At 44.9% G+C, this 24,386-nt stretch carries 17 protein-coding genes; 15 read left to right on the top strand and 2 right to left on the bottom strand.

The window, feature by feature from the left end; all coding sequences use genetic code 11:
• Positions 1 to 22 precede the first annotated feature (22 nt).
• The 4 genes from ISALK_RS06225 (at position 23) to ISALK_RS06210 (ending at position 6,609) form a co-directional block, all read left to right on the top strand.
• Entirely contained in the window at positions 23 to 1,687 is a 1,665-nt protein-coding gene (locus ISALK_RS06225; RefSeq protein ID WP_160720235.1) for a M20/M25/M40 family metallo-hydrolase, read from the top strand.
• A 375-nt stretch (positions 1,688 to 2,062) separates the two neighbouring features.
• Positions 2,063 to 2,260 carry a cold shock domain-containing protein gene (locus ISALK_RS06220; RefSeq protein ID WP_160720233.1) on the top strand — a complete coding sequence of 66 codons (198 nt, stop codon included), beginning with the start codon at positions 2,063 to 2,065 and terminating at the stop codon, positions 2,258 to 2,260.
• Positions 2,261 to 2,621: 361 nt separating this feature from the next.
• A complete protein-coding gene (locus ISALK_RS06215) occupies positions 2,622 to 4,043 on the top strand; it encodes a DEAD/DEAH box helicase (protein ID WP_160720231.1) in 1,422 nt (473 codons plus the stop codon).
• A gap of 208 nt (positions 4,044 to 4,251) precedes the next feature.
• The gene (locus ISALK_RS06210; RefSeq protein ID WP_160720229.1) at positions 4,252 to 6,609 is read left to right on the top strand and encodes an ATP-dependent Clp protease ATP-binding subunit; all 2,358 of its coding nucleotides are present in this window, start codon (positions 4,252 to 4,254) and stop codon (positions 6,607 to 6,609) included.
• A 165-nt stretch (positions 6,610 to 6,774) separates the two neighbouring features.
• Here ISALK_RS06210 and ISALK_RS06205 read toward each other — a convergent pair whose 3' ends face one another.
• Positions 6,775 to 7,800 (bottom strand): branched-chain amino acid aminotransferase, encoded by a 1,026-nt coding sequence (locus ISALK_RS06205; protein ID WP_160720227.1) that lies wholly within the window; start codon positions 7,798 to 7,800, stop codon positions 6,775 to 6,777.
• Between the two features lie 211 nt (positions 7,801 to 8,011).
• Between ISALK_RS06205 and ISALK_RS06200 the strand changes: the two genes are divergently transcribed.
• The 10 genes from ISALK_RS06200 to ISALK_RS06155 all read left to right on the top strand — a co-directional run bounded on the left by ISALK_RS06200 (position 8,012) and on the right by ISALK_RS06155 (position 18,684).
• Positions 8,012 to 9,442, top strand: a complete 1,431-nt coding sequence (locus ISALK_RS06200) for a leucine-rich repeat domain-containing protein (protein WP_160720225.1) — start codon at positions 8,012 to 8,014, stop codon at positions 9,440 to 9,442.
• 161 nt (positions 9,443 to 9,603) lie between these two features.
• Positions 9,604 to 10,251 carry a hypothetical protein gene (locus tag ISALK_RS06195; protein ID WP_160720223.1) on the top strand — a complete coding sequence of 216 codons (648 nt, stop codon included), beginning with the start codon at positions 9,604 to 9,606 and terminating at the stop codon, positions 10,249 to 10,251.
• 75 nt (positions 10,252 to 10,326) lie between these two features.
• Complete coding sequence (locus tag ISALK_RS06190) at positions 10,327 to 10,887, top strand: hemerythrin domain-containing protein (RefSeq protein WP_160720221.1); 561 nt, start codon at positions 10,327 to 10,329, stop codon at positions 10,885 to 10,887.
• A 222-nt stretch (positions 10,888 to 11,109) separates the two neighbouring features.
• Positions 11,110 to 11,457: an encapsulin-associated ferritin-like protein gene (locus ISALK_RS06185; protein WP_160720219.1), complete on the top strand. Its 348-nt coding sequence runs from the start codon at positions 11,110 to 11,112 to the stop codon at positions 11,455 to 11,457.
• A gap of 58 nt (positions 11,458 to 11,515) precedes the next feature.
• Complete coding sequence (locus tag ISALK_RS06180) at positions 11,516 to 12,307, top strand: family 1 encapsulin nanocompartment shell protein (protein WP_160720217.1); 792 nt, start codon at positions 11,516 to 11,518, stop codon at positions 12,305 to 12,307.
• 276 nt (positions 12,308 to 12,583) lie between these two features.
• Positions 12,584 to 13,864, top strand: coding sequence for an L-cysteine desulfidase family protein (locus ISALK_RS06175; protein WP_160720215.1), 1,281 nt, complete (start codon positions 12,584 to 12,586; stop codon positions 13,862 to 13,864).
• A 16-nt stretch (positions 13,865 to 13,880) separates the two neighbouring features.
• Positions 13,881 to 15,671 carry a sigma 54-interacting transcriptional regulator gene (locus ISALK_RS06170; protein ID WP_160720213.1) on the top strand — a complete coding sequence of 597 codons (1,791 nt, stop codon included), beginning with the start codon at positions 13,881 to 13,883 and terminating at the stop codon, positions 15,669 to 15,671.
• Between the two features lie 118 nt (positions 15,672 to 15,789).
• Entirely contained in the window at positions 15,790 to 16,140 is a 351-nt protein-coding gene (locus ISALK_RS06165) for an ArsR/SmtB family transcription factor (RefSeq protein WP_160720211.1), read from the top strand.
• Positions 16,141 to 16,219: 79 nt separating this feature from the next.
• Positions 16,220 to 17,455 (top strand): competence/damage-inducible protein A, encoded by a 1,236-nt coding sequence (locus ISALK_RS06160; RefSeq protein WP_160720209.1) that lies wholly within the window; start codon positions 16,220 to 16,222, stop codon positions 17,453 to 17,455.
• A complete protein-coding gene (locus ISALK_RS06155) occupies positions 17,452 to 18,684 on the top strand; it encodes a BaiN/RdsA family NAD(P)/FAD-dependent oxidoreductase (protein WP_160720207.1) in 1,233 nt (410 codons plus the stop codon). Before ISALK_RS06160 ends, ISALK_RS06155 begins: the two co-directional genes overlap by 4 nt.
• Positions 18,685 to 18,745: 61 nt before the next feature.
• On the opposite strand, the gene ISALK_RS06150 is transcribed toward ISALK_RS06155, so the two are convergent.
• The gene (locus tag ISALK_RS06150; protein ID WP_160720205.1) at positions 18,746 to 20,374 is read right to left on the bottom strand and encodes an ATP-binding protein; all 1,629 of its coding nucleotides are present in this window, start codon (positions 20,372 to 20,374) and stop codon (positions 18,746 to 18,748) included.
• 466 nt (positions 20,375 to 20,840) lie between these two features.
• Between ISALK_RS06150 and nifJ the strand changes: the two genes are divergently transcribed.
• Complete coding sequence (gene nifJ / locus ISALK_RS06145) at positions 20,841 to 24,356, top strand: pyruvate:ferredoxin (flavodoxin) oxidoreductase (protein WP_160720203.1); 3,516 nt, start codon at positions 20,841 to 20,843, stop codon at positions 24,354 to 24,356.
• Positions 24,357 to 24,386: the final 30 nt, after the last annotated feature.

The following is a 24,386-nucleotide window of genomic DNA, read 5'->3' as shown; positions in this document are numbered from 1 at the left end:
TAAAGAATAAAGGAGGCTAACTATGCTATCGGAAAAACAGCAAAAAATTATCGAGTCCATCTTTTACCGTCTGGTGGCGATTCGAAGTGATACCAATTCAATCTATGAACCGATTATTGAGGATGTAATTCTTAACTGGTTCCGGGAAAGGGAATATTTTCAGGAGAACCCGGAATATTTTGGTACGGAACCCCTGGAAGATGATGCTTTTCGAAGGGAAGTGGTGTGGGCCTTAGTAAGGGGAGAAGGAAAAGAGACGGTGGTACTGATTCATCATCACGATGCGGTGGGAATCGAGGAATATGGCAGTCTGGAGGATATGGCCTTTCGTCCGGAAGAGCTGAAGGAAGCCTTGAAGAGTCGAGTGAAAAAGAAAGCGGTACTTCGGGATCTTCAGGATGAGAACTGGATTTTTGGTCGGGGCACGGCGGATATGAAAAGCGGTGCCGCCCTTCAAATGGGCGTGGTGGATCATTTCACTAAACGAAAAGATTTTAAAGGCAACCTCCTGATTTTATCCGTTCCCGATGAAGAAACCATTTCTAAGGGCATGCTTCAGGGGGTGGAGCTCCTTCATAAACTCCATCAGAAATACGGGCTGAACTATAAACTGGCCATCAACTCGGAACCCTACTTTAACAATGTGCGGGACAAAGCCCTATACTACGAAGGCAGTGTGGGAAAGGTGATGCCCATTATTTACGCTAAAGGGGTGACCAGTCACATCAGCAATCCCTATAACGGCATCAGTCCCTCGATGATCATGGCCAACATTCAGCGGCGAACGGAACTAAACCCGGGACTATGCGATGTTCATGAAAATGATGCCACGCCGCCACCGATGTGGGTTCATTTGAAGGATCAAAAAAAGGTGTACGACGCCTCTATTCCCGAAGCAGCGGTGGGCTTTTTCAACTGGCTGACCTTTGTAAAGGAACCCCATGAGATCCTGGAATCCCTTAAAGAGTTTGCTCAGGAAGCGGTAACGGAAACCCTGGTATTTGTGGATGGGTCCTATCAGGCTTTTTGTGAAATGAATCACCAGGACTACGAGCCCATTGATTACTCCCCTATAATTTTAGACTTTGAAGAGGCCTATGAGTGGGCAAAGGAAGACGGGGGAGAACGGTTTGTAACAGAATATGAGGAGACCCTGTTTTTATTAAAACAGGATTTTAAAGATAATAAGGTAACCCTGCCGGAATTGTCGGTTAAGCTTATTGCCTTAGCCGGCGAGCACATTAACATCGAGGAACCCGTGGTGATCATTGGGCTTTCAGGACCCTATTATCCCCATATCAACAATCATAATATCATCGGAGATGATTTGAAACTGGATGAGCGTTTAAATCGAATTACGAAGCAATACTACAACTTTGCCTTTCAAAAAAACGAATACTTCATGGGGATGAGTGATTTAAGCTACTGTGGATTCACAGGAAAGCCCGAGGATATTGCTGTCATCAAACGAAACAGTCCCGGCTGGGATGAGGTGTATAGTATCCCCTTTAAAGAAATGCAAAAGCTGAATATGAAAGTGGTAAACATCGGTCCCTGGGGTAAAGACCTGCATCAACGGTCGGAAAGGGTGTACGCCCCTGACGTTTTTGAAAGGATCCCGACGATTATTAAAGATTTAATTGAAGAGGTTCTAACAGGGGAAGAGCAAAGTGAAGAGGTAGGCTGAAAAATTTATAGATCATTATAAAAGGCCTTTATTCTAAGGAGTTTTTAATTCTGCTAACGGTTTCTTTTTTGCAAAAGGCATTTGTAATAGTTCTTAAAATCAGTAAAACAGCGAATTGCTGAAGTTGTGAAAAGCCAGGGGCCTATCCTTGGAATAAATGAAAGGGTTGTAAGAAGAACAAAATCCCTGGAAAAAATAAATTAAATTCAAAAAGCCCTTTCTTTTTATTTTTACCTGTGGTATGATGTAATAGTTAAAGCAGATAGAGGAAAAACGGTTTTAGAAGCCTTACTCTAAATGAAATACTTCAGTTTTAGGATTTAAAAACGTTTTCTGCATGATGCTTTAGAATTTAATTTAGAGGAGGTCATTAATTTGACAGGAAAAGTAAAATGGTTTAACTCAGAAAAAGGATTTGGATTTATCGAAAGAGAAGAAGGAGACGATGTATTTGTACACTTCTCAGCGATCCAATCTGAAGGATTCAAGACTTTAGAAGAAGGTCAAGACGTTGAATTCGAAATTGTTGAAGGCGACAGAGGTCCACAAGCAGCGAACGTAACTAAGCTGTAATTCAGGATCTGAAGAATCGTTTGTAATCACTAGATATTTTATTCTATTAAAATAATTATTTACAAATGACAGACCTTAAAGGCCAATTCCTTTAATATTAAAGGAATTGCCTTTTTTTATGGCGTAAAAACACTACGGGAAACCGTCGCCAAGGATTGAAGAAAGACGGAACTTATATCAATAGGAGTCGGGGTGGCAAGTGCATCTCTGACAGATAAAACGGCGTCAGCCGATAGATAATCTCTTTTAGTTAGCGATTTTCCCTATTGATTAGAGGTATAGAAAAAATAGAGGCTAGAAAAGATCTCTTAAGTGCCGTCTAGGAAAAGTGGAAAATCAAAAAACAAAGGAGAATGATTAAGTGAGTAATTTTAAAGAATTTATGGTAGACGAGAAAATTTTACATGCATTAGACAAAATGGGGATTGTAGAGCCTACGGACATACAAAGCCAGGTAATACCCCATGCAAAACTGGATCGAGATATTATTGGACAGGCCCAAACCGGAACGGGAAAAACCGCAGCCTTTGGTATTCCCACCATTGAAAAAATGCTGCCGGACAGAAAACACCCCCAGGCTATGGTTTTGGCTCCCACAAGGGAACTGGCCATACAAGTGGCAACGGAAATCAACCGACTCAGTCAATTTAAAAAGGTGAACGCCCTGGCAATTTATGGGGGAGAGCCCATTGACCGACAAATCAAAGCCCTGAAGAGAAATCCGGAAATCATTGTGGCTACCCCGGGAAGATTTATGGATCATATGCGTCGAAAGACCATCCGTCTCGAGGAGATGTCCGTAGTCATTCTGGATGAAGGGGACGAAATGCTGAACATGGGCTTTATTGAAGACATTGAAACCATCTTTAAAGAGCTTCCTACGGAGCGACAAACCATGTTGTTTTCAGCGACCATGCCAAATCGATTGAAAAAAATCGGAGAGCGATTTATGAATAACCCCCAGTCCATCGCCGTGAAATCCCAGGGGATGACTGTGGATACCATAGAGCAACGATACGTAAAGGTAAAAGAAGCGGAGAAGTTAAATGCGCTTTGCACCTTACTGACTAAGCATCAGCCGGAGTCCGCCATTATTTTCGGCCGGACCAAAAGACGAGTGGATGAACTGACGGAAGCCCTTCGAAGCAACGGCTTTAAAGCAGAAGGTCTTCATGGAGATATGCGTCAGGAAAAAAGAAGCAAAGTGCTTCAGCGATTCCGACAAAACAAAATTGAGCTCTTGATTGCAACGGATGTTGCAGCGCGAGGCCTGGATGTTACCGGAGTAACCCATGTATTCAACTTTGACTTACCCCAGGATACCGAAAGTTACGTCCACCGGGTAGGAAGAACGGGAAGAGCGGGAAAAACGGGAATCGCCTTTACCTTTGTAACCCCTAAGGAAATGGAACTCTTAGCCCGGATCGAGGAGAAGACCAAAAAGGAAGTGGTAAAAGAATCGATGCCGAGTTTTGATCAGTTAACGAAAAAAGGCTTTGAAGTTACGGCAGAAAAAATCGTGGATCAAATCGAAGATACGGATTTATTGGAGGCAAGAAAAGTAGCCAAAGAGCTATTAGAACGCTACGATGCGGAAACGGTTCTAGCCATGGCTCTGAAATTGTCGACGAAAGCGCCGAAGGAAGTGGAAAATGTATTGACCGCTGAATCCCCTATGCGCTCTAAAAAGCCTCAGAATCGGAATAACTCGAAAAAAGGTCGACCGAGCCACCGCGGCGGACGACGAAGCAGCCGGAAGAACTATGGAAAAGGCAGCAATTAAAATAAAACGTGAAACCTTAAAAAAAAGTCTACCAATCCCGGTAGATTTTTTTTATTTGGGTAAGTATAATAGATAAAACGGTTTCTAACATTGACAAGTTTGTTATAATAGAGTTAAGAAGCTGGAAGGTGTTAATAAATTAAAACCGATAACAAATAAAATCAGTTATACTGATATTACTATTTTAATAAATATGGAGATGATCAACTTGAAAAAATGTTCAGTATGTAAAAAAAATGTAGCAGTGATTTTTGCCGCGGATATGAAGGAAAAGGATTCGGGCATGAAGGGACTTTGTGTTCCCTGTGCGAAAAAAATGGGTCTGCCCATCGTAGATCAAATTATGGAGCAAACCGGAATGAGTGAAGAGGAAGTGGAAGGCTTAATCGAACAGATGAACCATATGTTTGATAATATAGAGGACGGTGAGGATGCGGGCAATGAAGAGGGAAACAATCCCTTTATGAAGCTACTAAACGGCGCCAACAAACCGAACTCCGATAAAAAAGACCCTTCCAGGAAAAAGGAAGAAAAAAAACCGGAAAAGGAAAAGCCCTTGAATCAACAAGAGCATCCTCATAATTATTCCGAGGGGGAATCGAAAAGCAAAGAGAAGACCATGGGAAATCCCTTTAAAAAGAAAAAGAAATTCCTGGATCTTTACGGAAGCAATCTTACGGATAAAGCCAATGATGGGGAAGTAGACCGTATTATCGGAAGACACCGGGAAATCGACCGAGTGGTACAAATCCTGAATCGAAGAAATAAAAACAATCCCATTTTAATCGGTGAACCGGGAGTGGGAAAAACCGCCATTGCCGAGGGACTTGCGGTGCGAATTGTGGATAAAGAGGTCCCGGCAAAGCTGTTTAATACAGAAATTTATTTATTGGACCTCACCGCCATCGTAGCGGGAACCCAGTTTCGAGGACAGTTTGAAGGAAGAATGAAGTCCATCGTCAAAGAAGCCAATGATCTGGGAAATGTAATATTGGTTATTGATGAGGTCCATAATATCATGGGGGCGGGGGAAGTCCACGGCGGCGTCATGAATGCTGCAAATATTTTAAAACCATCTCTGGCAAAGGGAGAAATCCAAATTATCGGGGCCACCACCTTGGAGGAATACCGAAAACACATCGAAAAGGATGCCGCCTTAGAGCGGAGATTTCAGCCGGTAATGGTGGAGGAACCCAATATTTCCGACAGCATAGAAATCGTCAGCGGCGTAAAGGATTACTATGAAAAATATCACAGTGTGAAGGTTTCCGAGGCTGTGATTGAAGCCGCAGTAAAACTATCGGAACGCTATATTAATGACCGATATCTTCCGGATAAAGCCATCGATGTTCTGGATGAAGCGGGCTCCCGGGCAAATCTGAAAAACAAAGGACTGGTAGAGCTTGCGGCCCTAGAGGAAGAATTGGAGATCCTTCGGGAGAAAAAAGAGTTTGCAGCGGAGCATAATGATTATGAAAAGGCAGCGGAGTACAAAGCCGAGGAATTGATGGTGCTGGATAAAATCGAAAAAATCCGTAAAGAAACGGAAAACATTGAAATCACCGTGGAGGATATTGCCTATGTGATTGAAACCTGGACCAGAATTCCGGTGCAAAAAATCACGGAGGAGGAAGCGAAAAAGCTTCTGGATCTGGAAGAACGTATGCATCGACGGGTTATCGGTCAGGAAAAAGGTATTTCCAGTCTTGCGAAGACCATTCGAAGAAACCGTTCAGGCTTTCGAAAACTTAAAAAACCGGCGTCCTTCATTTTTGTAGGACCTACCGGGGTTGGTAAGACCGAATCCGTAAGGACGCTGGCCCATGAGCTTTTCGGGGATGAAGAAGCCATGATTCGAATCGATATGTCGGAGTATATGGAAAAGCACACCGTATCAAAACTGATTGGTGCCCCTCCGGGATACGTAGGTTACGACCAGGGCGGTCAATTGACGGAAAAAGTCCGACGAAAGCCTTATTCTGTGATTCTCCTTGATGAGATTGAAAAGGCCCATCCCGATGTATTTAACATGTTGTTGCAGATTCTAGAAGACGGACGGCTGACGGATAATCAGGGTCGAACCGTTCATTTCGATAATACGGTGATCGTGATGACCTCCAATGTAGGCACCAATGCCAAGGCCAATACCATCGGATTTAGCCAAAACGGTTATGCAGCCATGGAAAGCCGGGTTAGGGATAAACTGAAAGAAACCTTCCGCCCAGAATTTTTAAATCGTGTGGATGACATTGTGGTTTTCACCGAACTTTCAAAGGCGGAGCTGAAAAAAATCATCGATCTTATGATTTGGGAAGTTCGACGGGAAGCCTTAGAGCAAAATATTGAATTAAGCGTAACCGAGGAAGTAAAAGATTTAATCCTTGAAAAAGGCTATGACCAAAAATATGGAGCCAGACCCCTTCGAAGAACGGTGCAACGTTTGATTGAGGATGAAATTGCAGAGATGTTCTTAAAGGGAATCGTCACGGAAGGCTCAAAAGTGGAAATCTATGTGGAAGAAGGAAAACTGCAGTTTCACGTGGAACAAATCAAGCAGCCGGTTTAAATAGGCCTTGAAAAAGGTGTAAGACCTACAATTCAGTGTGTGAATTTTGTGGATAGAAAAAAGGAAAAGGATCGGAGGCTCTCCGATCCTTTTCCTTTTTTTAAAAACCCGTGTTCTCTAACTCTCATGCATCCTTTGATTCATGATTGAAATTAAAACCCGTATCTAGTCTACTTCTACAATCCATCCTTCGGGGGCTTCATCGTCTCCGAACTGGATATTGTAAAGGGTGTCATACAGTTTTCGAGTGATGGGTCCTACTTCCGTTTCACTGTGGAATACATGGAAGTCATCTTTGTGCTGGATGCCGCCAATCGGGGTGATCACCGCCGCGGTACCGCAGGCGCCGGCTTCCTTAAACTCATCTAAGTTATCAACCAGTACGTCCCGTTCTTCCACTTCCAGGTTTAAGTATTCCTTCGCTACGTGGAGCAAAGAATACTTTGTGATGCTTGGCAGGATAGATGGGGAGTCCGGGGTAATAAATTTGTCGTCATGGGTAATGCCAAAGAAGTTGGCAGCTCCAACCTCTTCAATTTTTGTGTGGGTAGCAGGATCCAGGTAGATGGCATCGGCAAAACCTTTATCCTTGGCTATTTTGTTGGGATATAAGCTTCCTGCGTAATTTCCGCCTACCTTTGCAGCTCCGGTACCATAGGTTGCCGCCCGGTCATAGGGGGAAGTCATAAAGTTTACCGGCTTTAGGCCGCCTTTAAAGTAAGGGCCCACGGGTACGGCAAAGATTGAGAAAATATATTCGGGAGCCGGTCGAACACCGAGATTGTGGCCCACCCCGATAACAAAGGGTCTTAAATATAAGGTAGCACCGCTTCCGTAGGGAGGTACAAAGTGCTCGTTGGCTTTAACCACCTGCTTTACCGCATCGATAAATTTTTCTTCTGGAATTTGAGGCATTAAGATCCGCTCACAGCTTTTGTTGATTCTTTTCGCATTCTGGTCAGGTCGGAAAAGCTGGATTTTCCCGTCTTTTCTCCGATAAGCCTTCATTCCTTCAAAACACTGTTGGCCATAGTGAAGGGCGGTGGAGGCTTCGCTGATGCTCAGGTCATTATCCTCCACTAAGGCACCGTCATCCCACTGGCCGTCCTTCCACTTTGAAAGATAGCGGTAGTCGGTCTTCATATAGCTAAAACCCAGTTTGCTCCATTCAATATCAACTTTTTTGCTCATCTAAATCCCTCCATAAAATATTTTAGGCTTGAGAAAATTCTCCTAATCACTAACAGTATATCATATTTTAAAATTTTTTGAGGGCCTCTCTTAAAAGTTTAACAATTCAAACTTTCAAGCAAAAAAGTTGAAAGCCTAAGCTTACCAGATCCAAGGAAGTATGATAAAATACTGTGTAGATTGTAATAAGGAAAGGAAGGGGAGCCAAGTGATGAAAAGCAAAATAGCAATGATCAATTTGATAATTGTTGGGATCTGTGTGCTTTTGGTTTCCGGAATTTCCCCGGCCTTTGCCGGAGAAAGCGAAGCTTCCTTTAGATACAGGGAATTAGAGGAGGGCACCGTGAAACTTGTAGGTTTTCAGGGGGAACCCCAAGAGACGGTGAAAGTGCCCGCAACCCTTAAGGACAAGAAGGTAACGGTGATCGGCGAGGAAGCTTTTCGAAATTACAGCATACGGTCTGTGGTGCTTCCTCGGGGTCTTTTGGAGATTGAACCCTATGCCTTTGCCAACAACAGTATTGAAGAGATGGTTCTGCCGGACACCATAGAATACATCGGAGAGGGAGCCTTTGGCAACAATCAACTGAAAAGCCTGCACCTTCCCTCTTCCCTAAGAAACATTGAAGTTTGGGCCTTTCGAAAGAATCAAATAGAGGAACTGACCTTTGAAGAAGGGTTGGAAACCATAGGGTCCGGGGCTTTTCGGGGGAATAAAGTGAAAAGCCTGATCCTTCCCCAAGGACTCAAAACAATCGAAAGTTTCGCCTTTGATAATAGTCAGCTGGAAAGCATAACCTTCCCGGAAACCACCCAATCCATTGGTGTGGGAGCCTTTCGGGGAAATAACCTTCAAGAGTTGTTGTTGCCCCAAGGTTTACGGGAGTTAGGGGAACGGGCTTTTATCGATAACCAGTTGAAAGGGGTAACCTTTCAGGGAAGCCTGGACAGAATCCCTTCCCGGGCCTTCCAATCCAATGGGATCGAGGAGGTGGTTTTTCCAAAGGGGCTGAAGGTTCTTGGAGAAGCTTCCTTTCAAGACAATCAATTAAAAGAGGTGCAACTTCCCATGGGGGTTGAAAGGGTGGAGGCCTTTGCTTTTCGCAATAATCAAATCGAAAATCTTGAATTGCCGGGAAGCCTTAGGATTGTGGAGAACTCCGGATTTCGGGATAATCGTTTGACAGAACTTTTCTTGCTTCGGGGCCTGGAAGAAATTCATCGAGGAGCCTTCATGGGAAATCGACTGGAAAAAGTGGAATTCCCTTCGGGACTCCGGGAGATTTCCGTAAACGGTTTCCGAGACAATCAACTACAAACCGTGAACCTTCCCGAGACGCTGGAGGTCCTGGGAAGGTATGCTTTTTATCAAAATCCTGTGGAAGAATTGAGACTTCCGGAAGGCTTACAGGAAAGTACGGACATCGAAGACATTATCGGACCCCAAGCCTTGGAAGATCAACAGGAACAGGGGAATCTCCAGAGTGACGGGGAAGAAGGGTACGCCGGGGAGGCCTTTGGCCTGTTCGATTTATGGCAACGGTATCAACCTATTTTTGCAGGAATTACCTTTTTTATGATTCTTCTGGGGACCCTGATCCTTGGAAAATACCTTTATCAGGAAATGAACCGACACCCCTAGGCTACATTCTGCCTATGTAAGGGGTGTTTTTTATTAATCGCTTAAATTGTGATGGAGCTCACAGAATCATCGGTATGCCTCCTGTACAATAGGAAGTAGTTAATCGATAATATAAAACGTTGAAACAAAAGTTGAAACGGAATAAGAAAGGATGATTTGAAATGAGTTTATTTGTCGGACCGATTCACCACTGGTTATTTAATAAAATTAAAACCTTTGAAAAGATGGAACAGGAGGTGATCCGCTGGGGGGAAGAAAAGGGCCTGGAAGGGGAAGCCCTCGCCCGGGAGATTTATCAAAAATACGGAGAGCCGGTAGGGGAGGCCTCCCTTGAAGAAATTATTGATACGGATAATATCCATGGCTGGCTACAGGAAAAAATTTCCCGGGCGGAAATCCGCCAAAGCGCCTTGATTTCAGAAATCCTGAAAAAGGATTCTGAATATATCATGGAACTGGACAAGGTCTTTCGGGAGGAAGGGGACCGTGTAGGTAAGGAACTGGCTCGAAAATCGGGACAGGCAAAGGATACGGCGCCGGACCTGTTTGAAGGGCTTCACGACTATCTACTGGAAGGGATGCCTTGTGACCGGGTAACGGAGGTAATGAAGCAGGAAGAGGCCGAAGTGCTATGGAAAACCAATCAATGCCTCCACGAAAAATACTGGGAAGCGGTGGCCTCCGACGTTAAGATATTCTATCGTCTACGGGACTCCTGGAGCAAAGGATTTATCGAAGCGGCCAATCCTAAGTTTACCTTTACTCGGGTAGAGCCGATGCTTCAGAAGATTGAACCGGTGGAAGATTAAGCCAAGAAGGCCAGGCAAGAAGACGGAACCAAGAAAAATAAAATCCGATGATAAAATGAAGAAAGAAGGGATAATATGGATGGAATTCAATTAATGATCGATGAGCATAAAACCATTAAACGGATGCTCCAGGTGATTCGAAGCTATTGTCTACGGATCCTCAACGGAAAAGAGGTTGAGGGGCAGGACGTCTTTAGAATGATCGATTTTGTCAGAAATTATGCGGACAAACACCATCATGGAAAAGAAGAGGATTTGCTCTTTAAATTTATGACCGAGGAGCTGGGAGCCACGGCGGAGAAGCTGGTACGAAACGGCATGCTGGTGGAACACGATTTAGGAAGACTGTATATGCGGGAGTTGGAAGAGGCGACCCAAAAAATGATCGACGGGGATCCGGAAGCAAAGGTGGATGTGATTGGGCACGCCATGTCCTACTATCATTTATTACAGCGCCACATTGATAAGGAAGACGGAATGGTTTATAAGTACGGAGAAAATAATCTGTCTAAAGAAACCCTAGAGCGGGTGAACCGGGAAACCGAGATTTTGGAAAAAGAAGCCCGGGAAAAAGGGGTTCAGGAAAAATACGAAAGACTTGTGGATGAACTGGAAAAAAAGTATGTAACTTCCTAGGAAGAGCCGATGAAATCGGGAAACCCTCAACACCCCAAATGAAATTCGAAGAAACCTTAGGGATTATAAAAGGGATTATAAAAAAAAGACTTCGGTCTTTTTTTTTTGCTTGTTTCGTTTTTTTCGGGAATTCCATGGGCTGAGGGGCAAAGAAATTCTCTGTTAGTTTCCTGGAGCCTTGGGTAAATATAAAAATGAGATAAAAATAAAGGAGGTTTTTGCATGTCAAATTATCATGAACCAGTAGAGCTGTTAAGCGAAAAAGCAAAAAATATCACAAGAGCCATTAATAGTTTAAGAGAGGAATTAGAAGCGGTGGACTGGTACAACCAACGGGTGGAAGCCAGCGAAGACGAAGAATTACAGCAAATTATGGCCCACAATAGAGACGAAGAAATTGAGCACGCTTGCATGACCATTGAGTGGCTCCGAAGAAACATGGATAAATGGGACGAAGAATTAAAAACCTATTTGTTTACGGATCAGCCGATTATTGAAGCCGAGGAAGGGGCAGAAGAAAGTGGAGGAAAGCCTCCCAGCAAAGGCCTTAATATCGGGAAATTAAAATAAAAAACGATTATGGGAAGAGCGTAAAAGCTTCGGACTATAACATTGGAGGAGGAAGAATATGGATATTTTAAAGAGAAGCATTGCACCTTTAACAGAAGAGGCGTGGAAGGAAATAGATGAACAGGCGGTTGAAGTTTTACGATCCCACCTGTCGGCGAGAAAAACCGTTCATGTGGAAGGCCCTAAGGGATGGGACTACACCGTGGTCCCCGAGGGTCGTTTAGCCCTTGTGGATAATGAAAAAGATGTGAAAACCGGTATATATAAATCCACCCCCCTAGTGGAAGCTAGAATCAGCTTCGAACTGGACCGGTGGGAAATGGACAATCTGGTACGGGGAGCGAAGGATATCGAACTGGAAGCCCTGGAAAATGCAGTTCATAAACTTGCGGTATTTGAAGAAGAGGCGATTTACAATGGCTATGACAAAGGACAGATTAAAGGCCTGAAGGCATCCAGCGAACAGGAAACCCTAACCTTCGGAGACGATGCGAAAACCATTCTGGAAATGCTTGCAAAAGGCATGATTATGCTGCAGGATGCTTTTGCGAAAAAGCCCTATAACCTCGTAGTGGGAGACGAAGCCTGGAAACGAATAAACCGGGAATCCGATAGTTATCCCTTGGTTAAGCAGATAGAAGAGCTGATTGAAGGAAAGGTGATCCACAGCCATGTGGTGCAGGGCGCCTTTTTACTTCCCGAAGATCATGAAGATCTGGAAATGACCATTGGTCAGGACTATTCCATCGGATACGAATCCCATACCGATGAAAAAGTGCGGTTATTTATTACTGAATCCTTTGCCTTTAGGGTATTGGATCCCGCTTTAATCATCAATTTCAAGGTTTAGTATTTAGGAAAAAACCGGCTTGAACCTTCGCTTTTCTCAAAATGAGAAGGTTCAAGCCTTCAGTTCAGTTAATAAAAGTAGGAAAATACCAATTGTGTCAAGGGGAATTATCAAAATGATAAAATCTTATCATTTTGATAATTTTTTTGAGTAAAAATCCCGCTTTTATGATAGAATAAGTGAAGAAGAACTGAAAAACCTGGGGTCTATGGTTGGCACGGTAATTGCTAGTTAACTAGTAGAGAAACCATAAACCAAGACCTTAGGAGGCATCATATGGAAAAAATGATTATCGATATGCTAAAAGAAGAAATCCGACCGGCGGTAGGTTGTACGGAGCCGGTGGCCGTGGCCTATGGGGCAGCCTTGGCCAAGGAACTTCTCGGGGAAGACCTAGAGGAGTTAAAGATATTGGTAAATTCCAATCTGTATAAAAACGGTATGGGGGTGTTTGTCCCGGGAACCACGAAGAAAGGCCTTCGCTGGGCGGCGGTCCTGGGGGCTTTACTGGGAAACCCCGATAAAGAGTTGGAGGTTCTGGAAAATCTCCCCTTGGAAAGTGAAACCCTTGGCCGGGAGTTTTTAGATAAACACCGGGTTACGGTAAACTACCTGGAAAAAAAGCCGGAGGTTTTTATCGAGGTAAAAGCCTTTGGAAACCAAAGCCATAGCCGGGTAATTATCGAAAAAACCCATGGAAATGTGGTGTTGAAAGAAAAAAACGGGGATAAGATTTATGTAAAGGAAAACAAAGGGGAAAAAGAGCAGCCTAGGGAGTTTCTTCGACGGGATCTGGATATCGAAGGCCTAAGAGGATCCGTAAAAAAGCTTACAAAGGAGGACTTGAGCTTTTTAAATCCCGTGATCGAGAAAAACTGCCATATCGGCAATGAAGGCAAAAAGATCAAACTGGGGATGGGGGTTGGCTACAGCTTAACCCGTTTGATGGAAGAAGGCAAGATCGGAGAAGATGCACTGAATAAAGCAAAGGCTATTACCGCTGGGGCATCGGATGCCCGTATGTCCGGGGCTTCTTACACGGTATACAGTTGCGCCGGTAGCGGCAATCAAGGCTTGGCTGCATCCCTTCCGGTCATTGTTATGGCCGAGGAGCTAAACCTTGGAGAAGAGACCCTGCTTCAGGGGCTGGCCCTGAGTTTCATGGTGACCATTTATGTGAAAAACCGGATCGGAAGACTGTCGCCTCTTTGCGGTTGCGGAATTGCTGCAGGGGTGGGGAGCGCCGTGGCCCTGGGGGAATTCATGGACATGTCCACGGAGGAAATTGAAAAGGGGATTCAAAACATTATCGGGAATCTTACGGGGATGATCTGTGACGGGGCAAAGCCCGGCTGTGCCCTGAAGCTTTCCACCTCCGTGGGAGGGGTTATGGAAATGATGCTTTTGGCAAAGGCGGGAGCCTGCATTTCCGAGAGTGAGGGGATTACGGGAAAAACTTTGCAGAAAAGTATTGAAAACCTGGGAGCCTTGAGCACGAAAGGGATGGAAAGTGCAGACGATTTAATACTGCAACTGATGGTGGCTCAAAACCCATAGCAAAGAGGGGATCTGAATGGAAGAAAAAAAACTGAAACTCCAATCCATTAAGGATACCGTAGAACAAATTGCGGAAGTGATTGCCATGGTTCTGGGTATTGAGGTAAGCATTATCGACCAGAGAGGAGAGCGCCTCTATGTTACCGGTTCCTATAAGGATACCATCGAAGGCTATGTTTCGTTGGATTCCGTATTCTCGGAAGTCCTGGAAGGGAAAAAAGATCAAGCGGTGACGGACAAACTGCAATCCATGACCTGTCGGGACTGTTCTTATCGGGATCAGTGTTTAGAGCTTGCTAATCTCTGCGCCCCCATAAGCGTAGACGGAGAGATTTTAGGTCTGATCAGCCTGATTGCCTTTGACGACGACCAGCGACAGCGACTGGTGGACAACCAGGAAGCCTACCGAAAGTTCATTGATAAGATGGCAAACTTCCTGGAGAGTAAAATGATTGAAGAGCACTCAAAGCATCAAATTTCCATCCAGAAGGTTCAGCTGGAAGCCATCTTAAACGGGGTGGATGAAGGGATCATCAGCGTAAATGCCAAGGGGGAAATTCTGTTTATTAATGAGAACGCAGAAAAGCTTTTGGGTAAATCCGAGAAGGGTCTACAAGGAAAGCCCTTATCCGAGGTGTTTCGGCACTTCGAGCGAATCGAGAAAGCCTTAAAAGACATAACCTCCAACAACAAAAAAGGGGGACGTCTGATTTCCAAACCTCTGGCGGCAAAAAATGGAAAGGATGCCCGATTTTTTCTCGGCAATTACAACCCCGTACGAAAAGAAGGCACGGATATCGGCGGAATTCTAAGCTTCCGTCCCTATAAAGACATCTATCAGATGGCCCAGGAAGTTCATCGGGAAGAGGCTTTTGTAGGTTTTGATTCCATTGTGGGGGAAAGTAAAATCCTCCAGGAAACCATAAAAATCGGGAAAGCGGCGGCAAAACAAAATTCCACGGTGTTGATTCAGGGAGAAAGTGGCACGGGAAAAGAAATGTTTGCCAAGGCCCTTCATCTGGCAAGTCCTAGGCGGGAGAAAAACTATATACCCATTAACTGCGGATCGATTCCCGAAACCCTGTTGGAGAGTGAGCTTTTCGGTTATGAACCGGGAGCCTTCACCGATGCCAACAAGAAGGGTAAAAAAGGAAAGTTTCTTTTGGCCCATGAAGGGACGATTTTTCTCGATGAGATCGGGGATATGCCCCTGAATCTTCAGGTGAAGCTACTACGGTTTTTAGAGGATGGAGTGATTGAGCCCCTGGGATCCATAAAATCCAAATATGTGGATGTTCGGGTAATCGCAGCGACGAATCAAAACCTGGAAGAGCTGATGGAACAAAAACTATTCCGGGAGGATCTTTTTTACCGGTTGAATGTGGTGCCTCTTCGAATCCCTCCCCTGCGCGAGCGAAGGGAAGATATTGAAATATTGGCGGAGGTATTTCTCAGGAGATATGAAGAGCGTTTTGAGAAGGAAGGAAAACATCTTTCCCTGGAGGCGAAAAAAGTATTGAAAGAGTATTCCTGGCCGGGAAATGTTCGGGAGCTGGAGAATTGTATGGAGTATGCCCTGAATGTTTCAAAGAACCGGATGATTCATAAGGAGGATTTGCAGCAGCGGATTCTGGGAGATAACCCAAAGGATCCGGAAGGGGACGGGATTCTGTCGTTGGATTCGATGGAAGAAAAAATGATCAAAAAAGCACTGGGGCACTACAAAAACACAAAAGCTGCGGCAGAGGCGCTGGGAATCGGACAGGCAACGATTTACCGGAAAATGAAAAAGTATGGTATTACCTAAAAGCAAAGGGACCCTATAGGAAAAAGGGGAGATTATTGGTTGACAACGGCATTACGAAAGCATAAAATTAAAACAATAACAGGCAAAGGAACCTTTGCCTCAATGAGGAGACGGTAATATGGAAATTGTGGAAATCCTAAAAGCTCTGGGGGATGATACCCGGGTTCGGGTCCTGCATTTAATTCAGGAAAAACCCCTATGTGTCTGTGAAATCCAAGAAATTCTAGGGATATCTCAGTCCAACACTTCAAGGCATCTTATTAAACTGAAGAATGCGAAATTGATTCGAGGGGATAAAAAAGCTCAGTGGGTATATTATTCCTTAGACCCGGATACCTTTGGGAAATACTCCTTCTTAGAGGAGCTGATGAAAAATCTTAACCTATACAAAGATTTAGACAGGGACCGCCAGGCGTTACAAAGGTTACAGGAAAAAGGCTTCTCCTGTGAAACATTAACGAAAGGCTAGACTTTCCATAATGGAAAGTCTTTTTTTGAAAGCGTGAAGAATTTAGTGTGAAGAATTTATTATAGAAAGGAACAAATCCATGAATGCAGAGATTTTATCCGTAGGTACAGAACTTTTGCTGGGGGATATTGTGAATACCAATACCCAGTACATTGCAAAGGGCTTGGCAGAGCTTGGGATTAATGTTTATCGTCAGTCCGTGGTGGGGGACAATCCCAAGCGCTTAAAAAGCAGTATGGAAGAAAGCCTTGGTCGGGCGGATCTAGTAATCGTTACCGGAGGATTGGGCCCCACCAAGGATGACCTGACCCGGGAAGTTGCGGCGGACGTGCTGGGGAAGAAACTGATTTTAGATGAAGAAATTCTAAGGGGAATTCAGGGTTTTTTTGATCAAATCAAGGTAACCATGGAAAAAAGCAATAGGAAACAGGCTTATTTACCGGAAGGGGCCCTGGCTATTGAAAATCCCAATGGCACCTCTCCGGGGATTTTACTGGAGGAGGGGGAGAAAATTATGATTCTTCTACCGGGGCCTCCCCGGGAGCTGCAGCCCATGTTTGATAACCATATACGCCCCCGTCTTAAGAAATACGGTCAAGGTCTGGTAAAGTCCAAGGTGCTGAATATTTTCGGCATTGGAGAAAGCACCATGGAAGCCATGGTGGATGATCTTATGGAAGCCCAGGATAATCCCTCCCTTGCCCCCTATTGTATGAAAGAGGGGCTTATCCTTCGGATCACCGCAAGGGCCCGAAGGGAAGAGGAGGCGGATGCTATGATCCGTTCCTTAGAAGAGAAAGTGCGGGAGCGCCTGGGAAGTTATGTTTACGGTACGGATCATGAAAGCCTGGAAGAGGCCGTGGTGGAGGCCTTGCTAAAGAAAGAATACACCATCAGTGTGGCGGAGTCTTGTACCGGAGGGCTGATAGCAGCGAAAATCACCAATGTACCCGGCGCCTCAAGGATTTTCCCGCTCTCCATTGTTACCTATAGTGAGGCATCGAAAAATACCCTGTTGGGGATTTCAAAGGAGAACTTGAAAAGCCATGGAACGGTAAGCAAGGAAACCGCCATTGCCATGGCAAAAGGGATCCGGAAAAAAGGAGGAACCGCCCTGGGTCTAGCCATCACCGGCGTCGCCGGTCCCGGGGGAGGCACGGCAAAAAAACCCGTAGGAACCATACACATAGCCTTGGTCCTTGGGGACCGGGTGTTTCATGAAGAAAAACGGCTCCTGGGGGATCGAAATCGAATTCGCCATATGGCAGCAAAACATGCATTGAATCTTGTTCGAAAAGCGGTGATGGAACAGTGAATCCCAGAGAAGTACTGATTATCGGCGGCGGTGCCAGCGGATTAACCGCGGCGATTTCCGCCGCAAGAAAAGGGGCAAGGGTGACTCTCATCGAAGGGCTTAACCGAGTGGGAAAGAAAATTCTTGCCACAGGAAACGGCCGTTGTAATTTATCAAATATGACCGCGGATAAAATACATTACCATGGGGAAAATCCTGAATTCATGGAGTACGTGGTGTCGCAGGTGACTGTGGAGGAAACCCTGGGTTTTTTCCAGCTTCTGGGCCTTGAGACCAAAGTGGAGGAAGGTGGGAAGGTTTTTCCTCTGTCGGATCAGGCCAGCGGCGTTTTGGACCTCCTCCGGTATGAAGTGGAGAAGTTAGGGGTCCGACAAATCCTTGGAGATCCGGTGATCTCCCTGGAAAAAAAAGCCCCGGAGTTTACCCTGAAAACCGCTTCGGGAAAAAAAATTTTGGGGGACCGGGTAATTTTAGCTACGGGGGGGAAATCCGCACCGAAATTAGGATCCACAGGGACCGGGTATGCCCTGGGAAAGGCTTTGGGTCATTCCATGACCCCGGTGTTTCCCGCTTTGGTGCAGATCAAATGTGAAAATCCCGGTTTTCGAAACATGAAAGGGGTTAAGATCCAGGGAAGGATCCGCTCGGAACTGAAAGGACGAACCTTAAGGGAAGAAAAGGGGGAAATACTGTTTACGGATTATGGTGTTTCCGGGCCTCCGGTACTGCAGCTCAGCCGCGGAATCGCAGAATCCCTGGGAAGGGAGGAAAGGCCCGGAATTGTGATAGATTTCTTCCCGGAAATCCCCGAGGAGAAACTTTATGAAACCCTGTGGATGATGGTGAGTTTAGATGGGGAAAAGCCCTTGGATTTCAGCCTGATCGGTTTATTGAATAAAAAAGTGATCCCCGTGGTCCTAAGGGAAATCGGTGTTGAAAATCTAAAAAAACCCTGTGGCGAAGTCGGGGATCAGGAGATACAAAAACTGACAAGGCTGTTAAAGGCCTGTCGCTTAAAACCCAGTGGAACCTTATCCTGGAAGGACTCACAAGTAACCGCGGGAGGGTTCCGAACAAAGGAAATTCATCCCAATACCCTGGAGTCTAAAACTGTACCGGGACTGTACTTTGCCGGAGAGGTTTTGGACATAGACGGAGACTGTGGGGGCTTTAATCTACAATGGGCCTGGTCCTCGGGGATCGTTGCCGGGGAAAGAGCCGCCCGGTAAGAGGGAAGGGGATAAAAAAACTACCGAAGGTTATGATTCGGTAGTTTTTTTACGCTTCTTGCTATTTTTCTTTGGGGATTCGTAAATAAAAATGGTTGCCCCCGTCATTGACGATTAAATCCACGGTGCCCTGATGCTTTTCGATTAAAGACCGGACCATATATAGACCAAAACCGTCGCCCTTTTTCTTGGTGGTAAAGCCTTTCTCAAAGATGCGCTCCCGATCTTCTGAGGGAATTAACGGAAGATTGTTGCTTACTTTAAAGACATAAGCCTTGTTTTCTTCAAATATTTCGATGCTTAGGCTGCGATCTTTTTCAGGGTAGGCTTCCATAGCCTCAAAGGCATTCTTAATTAAATTGGTAAGCCCCTTAACCAGGTCATAAATGTTAATCGGTAGGGTGCTGGGAAGTTCCATGGTTTGAATATTGACCTCGATCCCCTGTTCCTTTCCTTGCATATAGGCATCGTACATGACCACCTCCAGTTCGGGAATACCGATTTCATAAGTGTCATAAATCATTTTACCCTGGCCGGAGATCTTGTTTAAGTATTTCAACGCCCGATCGCTGTGACCCAGATGAATTAATCCTTGAATGATCTGCAGGTGGTTGGAAAAATCATGTTTATACATTCGAAGTTTCTCATTCAGTTCTTCACTTAAGGTTAAGCGGTAGTGGGCCTTTTCCTTTTCTGTGGCCATGTTGGAAATGATAATGATTTCAACTAAAATCCAAATGGAAATCAAGGTACTAATAAAAATCATTAAGTAGAGGTTTAGTCTAAGGGGGCCTTCAATAGACTGGGTCAAGGAAGCCTCGGGGATTCTTGCGGTTAACTGTCCAGGGAAAGAATCCAGGGACAACTGATAGAAGACCGTAGGTTCTCCCTCGGCGTCGAAGGTTTGAAAATCCTGGTTCTCAAACACTCTCCCTTGAATCTCCGAAGGAAAGCTTTCCACCCCGTCCCGACTCAGTGGTTGATTGTCACGGCTCCAAAGGGCTAAACTGCCGCCCTCTCCCAGAAACACATTTTGATAGAGCTCTTGAAAGCTCTCCTGGTGAATGACGGAAACCACATACCCGACAGGACTGGTTCCCTCCAGATTTTCCAGACTTTGAACGTAAAGAAAGGTGTGAGGGAAATCTTCGCTGCTTGTCTCTTCATGGTAAGAGGAAGTAAAGGCTTCCTCCGGGGGCAGAAAGTGCCATCCCTCCGCCAGGGCTTCGGCCATCATATCCTGATAGAGGGGACTTTCGGTAAAGTTCTCATGCCAAATATCCTCTCCGGCAAAATGATCCCCCTCTAAGGAGAAAACACTGCTGTGGGCCAGATAAGGGGAGGCGTTCTCTATATCAGAGAGCTGTCGTTCCATATAGCCGTGAAAGTTTTCCCGGGCTTGCTCCGGAAGCAGGGAATAATCCTCCACCCCTTTTTGAATACCCGGTTGATTGGAACGGTCCTCGAGAAGCTGGGCGATATCCTCCGCGGCTTGATCGATGGAAGTACCGGTGTTTTCTAATGAAGCTTCCATGTTCATTAACTTGTCATCTTTCACGGCGTTAAGGGTCTGTCGTTGGATAAAAAACACATTAAATAAAATGGGAAGGTAAATCAAGATTAGGAAAAGAACAAGCAAACGAACCTGTAAAGGCCGCTTGTCCTTGATTAAATGCAGAATTTTTTTCATAGCCGTCACTTCTTTCTACTAGGAATTTTAATCGATCCTTTTTAAATCAGTCTATAATAATTTTAAATAATAACATAGTGATATACTTAAGTATAGTTGGAAATACGACAAATATCAACAAATATCTACAAATATCTACAAATGAAATATGAAACAGCAGGATGAAAGCATAAAAGGGAAGGAAGGAAATAACATCAAATAAAAAAGAATAATCATGAACTTTGTGGGTTGCAATCCTATTATTTCCTTGGGAAACCGGGGGAGACAATGGCTTGGCTGGGGGAGAGCTTCCAGGAGGGACCGATTTCGGAGGGGCGACTGCTAAAAATTTTTAAGGCTTACACAAATTCCCCCTATAAATAAACGTTTTTTTTTAATATAATGGAATTGTGCGCAAACTAGATTCACGGTATTTTCAGAATTGTTAAATGTACATCAATATTATTATATAAAGGGAGGAATGAAAATGGCAAGAAAAACACAAACCATGGATGGTAATGCTGCAGCATCCTATGTATCCTATGCTTTTACCGATGTGGCAGCGATCTATCCGATTACCCCTTCGTCAAACATGGCAGAAAATGTTGATGAATGGAGTGCCAACGGCATGAAGAATATTTTCGGACAGCAAGTACGCGTCTCAGAACTACAATCCGAGGGTGGTGCCGCAGGAGCGGTACACGGTTCCTTACAAGGAGGAGCCCTTACAACGACCTATACCGCATCTCAAGGATTACTGCTTATGGTTCCGAACATGTATAAAATCGCGGGTGAACTGTTACCGGGAGTATTCCATGTAAGTGCCCGGGCCTTAGCGGGTCATGCTCTATCCATTTTCGGGGATCATTCCGATGTTATGGCAACACGTCAAACCGGATGTGCCATGCTTGCCTCGGGAAGTGTCCAGGAAGTGATTGACCTTGGAGGCATCGCTCACTTAGCCGCGATTAAATCCAGTGTACCCTTCGTACATTTCTTTGACGGTTTCAGAACCTCTCACGAAATGCAAAAAGTTGAACTGATCGAGTACGATGAGTTGGAAGAACTTGTGGACAAAGAAAAAATTAAAGAGTTTAGAAACAAATCCTTAAATCCTCAAAGTCCCGTGCTTCGGGGTACGGCTCAAAACCCGGATGTTTTTTTCCAAGCGAAGGAAGCGTCGAATCCTTATTACACGGACTTACCCGATGTAGTAAATGACTACATGGAAAAAATCAGCAAAAAAGTAGGCAGAGAGTACAAGCCCTTTACCTATTACGGAGCGAAAGATGCAGACCGGGTGGTTATAGCCATGGGATCGGTTACGGAAACCATTGAGGAAACCGTGGACTATTTAATGGAAAAAGGAGAAAAGGTCGGAGCAATAAAAGTACACCTTTACCGACCCTTCTCTGCAAAATATTTCTTTGATGTATTCCCGAGTACAGCTAAAAGAATCGCAGTAATGGACCGAACCAAAGAACCGGGAGCCTTAGGAGAGCCGTTATACCAGGATATCCAAAGTATTTTCTACACCAAGGAAGAGCGACCAATGATCGTTGGAGGAAGATATGGACTTGGTTCGAAAGACACTACCCCAAGCCAGATTAAAGCGGTGTTTGACAACTTAAAGGAAGAAACACCGAAAAACGGCTTTACCGTAGGAATCAACGATGATGTAACCCACTTAAGCATAGACATGAAAGACAAGATTGTGACAGAACCTCAAGGAACCATTCGATGTAAATTCTGGGGACTGGGATCCGACGGTACCGTGGGAGCCAACAAAGAAGCGATCAAAATTATCGGAGAGAATACGGATAAGTATGCCCAGGCTTACTTCTCCTATGACTCGAAAAAATCCGGTGGCGTTACCGTATCCCACTTAAGATTTGGAGACGAGCCGATTCGATCCACCTATCTCATTGATGAGGCTGACTATATTGCCTGTCATAACCAAGCCTATGTCAATCAGTATGACTTGGCAAAGGGACTGAAAAAAGGCGGAACCTTCCTTCTGAACTGTATGTGGACACCGGAGGAATTAAATGAGAAGTTACCGGAAAGCCTTAAAAACTATATCAAGGAAAATGATATCAACTTCTACGTTATAAACGGTACGAAAATCGCCGAGGAGATCGGTCTTGGCAATCGGATCAACATGGTTATGCAATCCGCATTCTTTAAGCTGTCCGAGGTTATTGACGCAAATGAAGCGGCGGATTTCCTGAAAAAAGCCATTGTCAAAGCTTATGGCAGCAAAGGAGAAAAAATTGTTTCCATGAACCAAAAAGCCGTTGATGAAGGGATGAATGCCCTTGTGAAGATTGAAAAAGATGTAATCGACAACTGGTCCGGCGGAGGCGGCAGCCAAGCTGCTTCTGGAAAGAAACCAGCGTTTATCAAGGATATTTTAGAGCCTATGAATGCACAAAAAGGAGACGAACTACCGGTAAGTTCCTTTGCAGATCGGGCCGACGGAACCTTCCCGCTGGGAACTACGGAGTTTGAAAAGCGTGGAATTGCGGTTAATGTTCCCGAGTGGCAAAAAGAAACCTGTATTCAATGTAACCAATGTGCCTATGTTTGTCCCCATGCGGCGATTCGACCGGTAATTCTAACGGAAGAAGAACGGAAGAATGCGCCTCAGGAAATGGAAACCCTAAAGGCCATGGGCAAAGAATTTGCAGGATACGAGTACAAGATTCAAGTAACCCCGCTGGATTGTACCGGCTGTGGAAACTGTGCGGATATTTGTCCCGCACCGAAGGGTAAAGCCCTGATCATGAAGCCTATGGAAGAGCAAGTGGCTAAGGAAAAAGAAAACTGGGATTATGCCATGACCTTGGAAAATCGAGCCCACTTAACCAATACGGAAAACTTGAAGGGCTCTCAATTTAAGCAGCCACTGTTCCAATTCTCTGGAGCCTGTGCCGGTTGTGGAGAAACTCCCTATGTGAAGCTAATCACCCAACTGTTTGGAGATCGAATGGTTATTGCCAATGCCACCGGCTGTTCTTCAATCTATGGGGGAAGTGCACCTTCGGTACCCTTCTGCAAAAACGATGAAGGAGAAGGACCTGCTTGGGCAAACTCCTTATTCGAAGATAATGCGGAATACGGTTATGGTATGAAGCTGGCAGCTCTACAAATCCGAGATAAGATTGAAAACCTGATGAAGGAAGCCAATGTTTCCGATGAACTGGAAAAAGTCTTCCACAAGTGGATGGAAAACAAGGATGAGGGCAAAGGTTCTAAGGAAGCCACCATCGAAATGCTTCCCTTATTGGAAAAAGAAAAGAATGTTCCGGAAGTTGCGGAAATTCTTGACAAGAAAAATTATTTAATTAAGAATTCTCAGTGGATCCTCGGTGGAGACGGATGGGCCTATGACATCGGATTCGGAGGACTGGACCATGTACTGGCATCGGGAGAAGACGTAAACGTTCTGGTTATGGATACCGAAGTATACTCCAATACCGGAGGTCAATCCTCTAAAGCCTCCCCAACGGCGGCAGTTGCCAAGTTTGCGGCCTCGGGTAAGAAGACCAAGAAGAAGGACTTAGGTATGATGATGACCAATTACGGCTACGTATATGTGGCACAAATTGCTATGGGAGCCGATAAGAATCAAGCATTAAAAGCCATCAAAGAAGCGGAAGCTTATAAGGGACCTTCCGTAATCATCGCGTACTCTCCTTGTATTGCCCACGGAATTTCCAGTGGGATGGGAGCAACCCAAAAGCAGCAAAAAGAAGCAGTGGAAGCCGGTTACTGGCATCTGTACCGATACAATCCCTTGCTGAAGGAACAGGGTAAGAATCCTTTTGTACTGGATTCCAAGGAGCCGACGAAATCCTTTAAAGATTTCTTAATGAGTGAGGTTCGATACGCTTCCTTGACCAAAACCTTCCCCGAGGTTGCGGAAGAACTGTTTAAGCGTTCAGAGGAAGAAGCTATGGAACGATATGAAGGTTATAAGAAAATGGCGGAACAAGATTAATTCAAAGAATAAAAAAACTTAAAAAAGGCA

This window comes from Isachenkonia alkalipeptolytica (genome assembly GCF_009910325.1).
GTDB classification, from domain to species: domain Bacteria; phylum Bacillota; class Clostridia; order Peptostreptococcales; family T1SED10-28; genus Isachenkonia; species Isachenkonia alkalipeptolytica.
Note: the sequence above shows the minus strand (reverse complement) of the source record. Positions and strands in the feature narration are given on the sequence as shown.